At 71.7% G+C, this 6250-nt stretch carries 5 protein-coding genes and 1 tRNA gene; 4 read left to right on the top strand and 2 right to left on the bottom strand.

Annotated elements, in window-relative coordinates; genetic code table 11:
• Window positions 1-137: 137 nt before the first annotated feature.
• Together MHY29_RS03645 and MHY29_RS03640 are read right to left on the bottom strand one after the other, a co-directional pair.
• Window positions 138-213 (bottom strand) — tRNA-Lys (locus MHY29_RS03645).
• A 54-nt stretch (window positions 214-267) separates the two neighbouring features.
• A complete protein-coding gene (locus tag MHY29_RS03640) occupies window positions 268-738 on the bottom strand; it encodes a hypothetical protein (protein WP_224355202.1) in 471 nt (156 codons plus the stop codon).
• 134 nt (window positions 739-872) lie between these two features.
• Between MHY29_RS03640 and ilvD the strand changes: the two genes are divergently transcribed.
• The 4 genes from ilvD (at window position 873) to ilvC (ending at window position 6245) form a co-directional block, all read left to right on the top strand.
• Window positions 873-2606 carry a dihydroxy-acid dehydratase gene (ilvD, locus tag MHY29_RS03635; RefSeq protein ID WP_239238254.1) on the top strand — a complete coding sequence of 578 codons (1734 nt, stop codon included), beginning with the start codon at window positions 873-875 and terminating at the stop codon, window positions 2604-2606.
• A 177-nt stretch (window positions 2607-2783) separates the two neighbouring features.
• Entirely contained in the window at window positions 2784-4643 is a 1860-nt protein-coding gene (locus MHY29_RS03630) for an acetolactate synthase large subunit (RefSeq protein WP_239238253.1), read from the top strand.
• A gap of 11 nt (window positions 4644-4654) precedes the next feature.
• Entirely contained in the window at window positions 4655-5164 is a 510-nt protein-coding gene (ilvN, locus tag MHY29_RS03625; protein WP_224355199.1) for an acetolactate synthase small subunit, read from the top strand.
• A 49-nt stretch (window positions 5165-5213) separates the two neighbouring features.
• A complete protein-coding gene (gene ilvC / locus MHY29_RS03620) occupies window positions 5214-6245 on the top strand; it encodes a ketol-acid reductoisomerase (RefSeq protein ID WP_239238252.1) in 1032 nt (343 codons plus the stop codon).
• Window positions 6246-6250: the final 5 nt, after the last annotated feature.

Genomic DNA, 6250 nt, shown 5'->3' with positions numbered 1-6250 from the left:
GGAGAGACGGGCGGGGGCGGCGGTGTTCTCGGTCATGCGGCCACCCTAGACGGGGCGCCCGTGCCCCGCAGCGGCCGGGGCCCGCACGCCTCGGGGACGACGCAGGCCCCGTCACCGAACGGTGACGGGGCCTGCCCTGGTGCACCCCCCGGGACTTGAACCCGGAACCTGCTGATTAAGAGTCAGATGCTCTGCCAATTGAGCTAGAGGTGCAGGTGCCGCGCGGGTTCCGGATCCCTCCGGTACGCCGTGCAACGAGGTGAGACTCTACACGCTCTTCTGCGGCGGATGCAAATCGGGGTCTGCGGGCTCGGCGTAGAGGCGGTCCAGCTCGTCCATGAAGGCGGTCATGAAGGCGTGGAAGTCGGCCGCGTCGTCGGCCTGGTCGAGCTCCGCGAGTCCGTCCTCCGAGGCCTCTCCGACGGGCACGCGGGGACGGTCGACGACCTCGAACCAGGTGCGGAACCCGGTGACGGTCTCCACTTGGTAGCCGGAGCCCGTGTCCGCGACCGTCGCCACGTTGGCCAGGGCCACCTCCTCCGGGACCGCGGCGACCGCCTCCACGGGGTCGAGGGGGCACAGCAGCATCTCGAGCGGGGAGTGGCGGTAGCCGATGACCAGCGGGAGGGAGCCGCCGGAACGCTGGCCGTAGACCAGGTTGTAGTCGCCGTGGTTGAAGACGCGCGCGTCGAAGGCGCCGCGGATGCGGCGGGCGAGGGTCGGCGAGTCCATGGACATGATCTCCACCGTACGGTGCGCGACGTGCCCTGTCAGGGCCGCGCCGACGCGGCTCGACATCCGGCGCGGGCGGGGCGGCGTCATGGGCGGTCGCCGAGCCGGGGGGTGAGGGGTGGATCACTACACTTCCGGCCATGGACACCTCTGCCGCTGACCGCACCACCCAGGACGTCGTGACCGCACCGGACATGAAGCCGCGCTCCCGCGACGTCACCGACGGCATGGAGCGCACCGCCGCCCGCGGCATGCTCCGCGCCGTGGGCCTCGGCGACGAGGACTTCGCCAAGCCGCAGATCGGCATCGCGTCCTCCTGGAACGAGATCACCCCCTGCAACCTCTCCCTGGACCGCCTGGCGCAGGCCTCCAAGGACGGCGTGCACGCGGCCGGCGGCTTCCCGCTCGAGTTCGGCACCGTGTCCGTGTCGGACGGCATCTCCATGGGCCACGAGGGCATGCACTTCTCCCTGGTGTCCCGCGAGGTCATCGCCGACTCCGTGGAGACCGTGATGATGGCCGAGCGCCTGGACGGCTCCGTGCTGCTGGCCGGCTGCGACAAGTCCCTGCCCGGCATGCTGATGGCGGCCGCCCGCCTGGACCTGGCCTCCGTGTTCGTCTACGCCGGCTCGATCATGCCCGGTGTGGCCCGCCTGACGGACGGCACCGAGAAGCAGGTGACCATCATCGACGCCTTCGAGGCGGTCGGCGCGTGCGCCCGCGGCCTGATGTCCGAGGAGGACCTGCTGCGCATCGAGAAGGCCATCGCCCCGGGCGAGGGCGCGTGCGGCGGCATGTACACGGCCAACACCATGGCCTCCATCGGCGAGGCCCTCGGCATGTCCCTGCCCGGCTCGGCCGCCGCGCCGTCCGCGGACCGCCGGCGCGACGCCTTCGCCCGCCGCTCCGGCGAGGCCGTCGTCAACATGCTCCGCCTGGGCATCACCGCGCGGGACGTCATGACCAAGCCCGCCTTCGAGAACGCCATCGCCGTGACCATGGCCTTCGGCGGCTCCACTAACGCCGTGCTGCATCTGCTGGCGATCGCCCGGGAGGCCGGCGTCGACCTGCAGCTGTCCGACTTCAACCGCATCGCGGACCGCACGCCCCACATCGCCGACCTCAAGCCGTTCGGCCAGTACGTGATGACGGACGTGGACCGCGTGGGCGGCGTCCCGGTGGTCATGAAGGCCCTCCTGGACGAGGGCCTGCTGCACGGGGACACCCTCACCGTCACCGGCAAGACCCTCGCCGAGAACCTGGCCGCGCTCGATCCGGACCCGGTGGACGGCACCGTCATCCGCACGATGGAGAACGCGCTGCACCCCAACGGCGGCATCGCGATCCTCCACGGCTCCCTGGCGCCCGAGGGCGCCGTCGTGAAGTCCGCCGGCTTCGACGCCGACGTGTTCGAGGGCACCGCCCGCGTGTTCGACCGGGAGCGCGCCGCGATGGACGCCCTCGAGGAGGGCGTGATCCAGGCCGGCGACGTCGTCGTGATCCGCTACGAGGGCCCCAAGGGCGGCCCCGGCATGCGCGAGATGCTCGCCATCACGGGCGCCATCAAGGGCGCGGGCCTGGGCAAGGATGTCCTGCTGATCACCGACGGGCGCTTCTCGGGCGGCACCACGGGCCTGTGCATCGGGCACATCGCCCCGGAGGCGGCCGACGGCGGCCCCATCGGCCTGGTGCGCGACGGCGACCGGATCCGGGTGGACATCGCCTCCCGCACCCTGGACCTGCTGGTCGAGGAGGCGGAGCTCGAGGCGCGTCGGACGTCCTGGCAGCCCGTGCCCCCGAAGTTCACCACCGGCGTGCTCGGCAAGTACGCCAAGCTCGTGCACTCCGCCGCCGAGGGCGCCTACCTGGGCTGATCCGCGATCGTGCGGGGGTGCGGGTCCGCCACGGTGCGCGCCCCCGCCCTGCCCTGGTCTCGACATGCGAGCGCCCGTCTCGGAAAGTGAGACGACCGGGGTCCGATTGGTGGGCCCGGTCACGGCTCCGCATACTGAATCCATCCCCGAGCCGACACATGCAGCGAGGTGCATCCGATGAGCACGACCCCCCGCGCCGCCGCACCGGCGGCGTCCGCCGGACGGGACCAGCGCGGTCCCACCCGCACCGAGACCGTGGAGCCCCGCGTGCCCGGGCCCGCCGCCGTCGTGGAGCCCACCGTCATGAACGGCGCCCAGGGCATCATCCGCTCGCTCGAGGAGCTGGGCGTCGAGGACGTCTTCGGCCTGCCGGGCGGCGCGATCCTCCCCACCTACGACCCCCTGATGGACTCCTCGCGGATCCGTCACATCCTGGTGCGCCACGAGCAGGGGGCCGGCCACGCCGCGCAGGGCTACCACCTCGCGGGCGGTCGCGTGGGCGTCGCCATCGCCACCTCCGGCCCCGGCGCCACCAACCTGGTCACCGCCATCGCGGACGCGCACATGGACTCCCAGGCCGTCGTGTTCATCACCGGCCAGGTGAGCTCCGCGGCCATCGGCTCGGACGCCTTCCAGGAGGCGGACATCGTGGGCATCACGATCCCCATCACCAAGCACTCCCGCCTGGTGACCCGCGCCGAGGACATTCCCGCCGCGCTCGCCGAGGCCTTCCACATCGCCTCCACCGGCCGGCCCGGGCCCGTGCTCGTGGACGTCACCAAGGACGCCCAGCAGTCCGAGTTCGAGTTCTCCTGGCCGCCGAGGCTGGACCTGCCCGGATACCGCCCGGTGCTGCGCGGGCACCCCCGCCAGATCCGCGAGGCCGCGCGCCTGATCCGCGAGGCCCGGCGTCCCGTGCTCTATGTGGGCGGCGGCGTCGCGCGCGGCGAGGCGCACGAGGAGCTGCGCGCGCTCGCCGCGCTCACCGGCGCCCCCGTGGTCACCACGCTGACGGCCCGCGGCGTCTTCCCGGACTCGCACCCGCAGCACCTGGGCATGCCCGGCATGCACGGCGGGGTGCCCGCCGTGGCCGCGCTCCAGCAGGCCGACCTGCTGATCACCCTCGGCGCCCGCTTCGACGACCGCGTCACCGGCCACCTGCCCTCCTTCGCACCCGGCGCCAAGGTGATCCACGCGGACGTCGACCCCGCCGAGATCTCCAAGAACCGCCTGGCGGACGTGCCGATCGTCGGCTCGGTGAAGGAGATCATCCCGGACCTCGTCGCCGAGCTCGGCGCCGGTGCGGACCTGCCCGATCTCGCTCCGTGGTGGGCCACCCTGGAGCGCCTGCGGGAGACCTATCCGCTGGGCTTCACCGCCCCTGACGACGGCCTCATGGCGCCGCAGCAGGTCATCTCCCGGATCTCCGCGCTCTCCGGCCCGGAGGCCGTGTACGTGGCCGGCGTGGGCCAGCACCAGATGTGGGCCAGCCAGTTCGTGGAGTACGAGCGCCCCCGCCAGTGGCTGAACTCCGCGGGCCTGGGCACCATGGGCTTCTCCGTGCCCGCGGCCATGGGGGCCAAGGTGGCCCAGCCGCAGCGCACCGTGTGGGCCATCGACGGCGACGGCTGCTTCCAGATGACCAACCAGGAGCTGGCCACCTGCGTGATCAACGGCATCCCGATCAAGGTCGCCGTGATCAACAACTCCTCGCTCGGCATGGTCCGCCAGTGGCAGACGCTGTTCTACGACCAGCGGTACTCCAACACGGACCTGAACACCGGCCACGGCACCGCCCGTATCCCGGACTTCGTCAAGCTGGCCGACGCCTACGGCGCCGCCGGCCTGCGCTGCGAGCGCGAGGAGGACCTGGACGACGTCATCCGCCAGGCCCTGGAGATCGAGGACCGGCCCGTCGTCGTCGACTTCGTGGTCTCGCGCGACGCCATGGTGTGGCCGATGGTGCCCGCCGGCGTCAGCAACGACGCCATCCAGATCGCCCGCGGCATGACGCCGGACTGGGACCACGAGGACTGAGGAGAGGCCCGATGGAACGACACACCCTGTCCGTGCTCGTCGAGGACGTGCCCGGCACCCTGACCCGGGTGGCCGGCCTGTTCGCCCGACGCGCCTTCAACATCCACTCCCTGGCCGTGGGCGTCACCCAGGTCCCCGGGATCTCCCGGATGACCGTGGTGGTGGACGCCGACGCCCACCTGCTCGAGCAGGTCACCAAGCAGCTGAACAAGCTGATCAACGTGATCAAGGTGGTGGAGCTGGCCGGCGACTCGTCGGTGCAGCGCGACCACCTGCTCGTGAAGGTGCGGGCCGACGCGTCCACCCGTGGTCAGGTGGTCCAGGCCGCCGACCTGTTCCGCGCGCACGTGGTGGACGTGGCGCCGGACTCCCTCACCTTCGAGGCCACGGGCACCCGGGAGAAGCTCGAGGCGTTCCTCGAGATGATGGAGCCCCACGGCATCCGCGAGCTCGTCCGCTCCGGCACCCTCGCGCTGGCCCGCGGCCCGCGCTCCATGACCGACCGGGCGCTGGCGCGCTGAGCGTCTGTCCCGGATCCGACCGACCCCCCTTCAAGGCAAGGAGAACAGCATGACCGCCCAGAAGTTCTACGACGACGACGCCGACCTCTCGATCATCCAGGGCCGCACCGTGGCCGTGATCGGCTACGGCTCCCAGGGCCACGCCCACTCGCTCTCGCTGCGTGACTCCGGCGTGGACGTCCGCATCGGACTGGCGGAGGGCTCGAAGTCCCGCGCCAAGGCGGAGGCCGAGGGCCTGCGCGTCGTGGACGTGGCCACCGCCGCCGCGGAGGCCGACCTCATCATGATCCTCACCCCGGACCAGGTGCAGGCCGACGTGTACGACGAGCACATCGCCCCGAACCTGCAGGAGGGCGACGCCCTGTTCTTCGCGCACGGCTTCAATGTGCGCTTCGGCTACATCCAGGCCCCCGAGGGCGTGGACGTGGCCCTGGTCGCCCCGAAGGGGCCGGGCCACGTGGTGCGCCGCGAGTTCGAGGCCGGCCGCGGCGTGCCCGCCCTGATCGCCGTCGAGCAGGACGCCTCCGGCCAGGCCGAGGCTCTCGCCCTCTCCTACGCCAAGGCCATCGGCGGCACCCGCGCCGGCGTCATCAAGACGACCTTCACCGAGGAGACCGAGTCGGACCTCTTCGGCGAGCAGGCCGTGCTCTGCGGCGGCGCCTCCCAGCTGATCCAGTACGGCTTCGAGGTCCTCACCGAGGCCGGCTACCAGCCGGAGATCGCGTACTTCGAGGTGCTGCACGAGCTCAAGCTGATCGTGGACCTCATGGTGGAGGGCGGCATCGCCAAGCAGCGCTGGTCCATCTCGGACACCGCCGAGTTCGGCGACTACGTCTCCGGCCCGCGCGTGATCACCCCCGAGGTGAAGGACCACATGAAGGAGGTCCTCGCGGACATCCAGAACGGCGCCTTCGCGAAGCGCTTCATGGACGACCAGAAGGCCGGCGCCCCGGAGTTCACGGAGCTGCGCGCCAAGGGCGAGTCCCACCCGATCGAGAAGACCGGTCGCGAGCTGCGCCAGATGTTCTCGTGGCTGAAGGACACCGACGACGACTACACCGAGGGCACCGCCGCCCGCTGAGCCCC

This window comes from Micrococcus sp. ACRRV (assembly GCF_022346985.1).
Classification (GTDB): Bacteria; Actinomycetota; Actinomycetes; order Actinomycetales; family Micrococcaceae; genus Micrococcus; species Micrococcus porci.
Note: the sequence above shows the minus strand (reverse complement) of the source record. Positions and strands in the feature narration are given on the sequence as shown.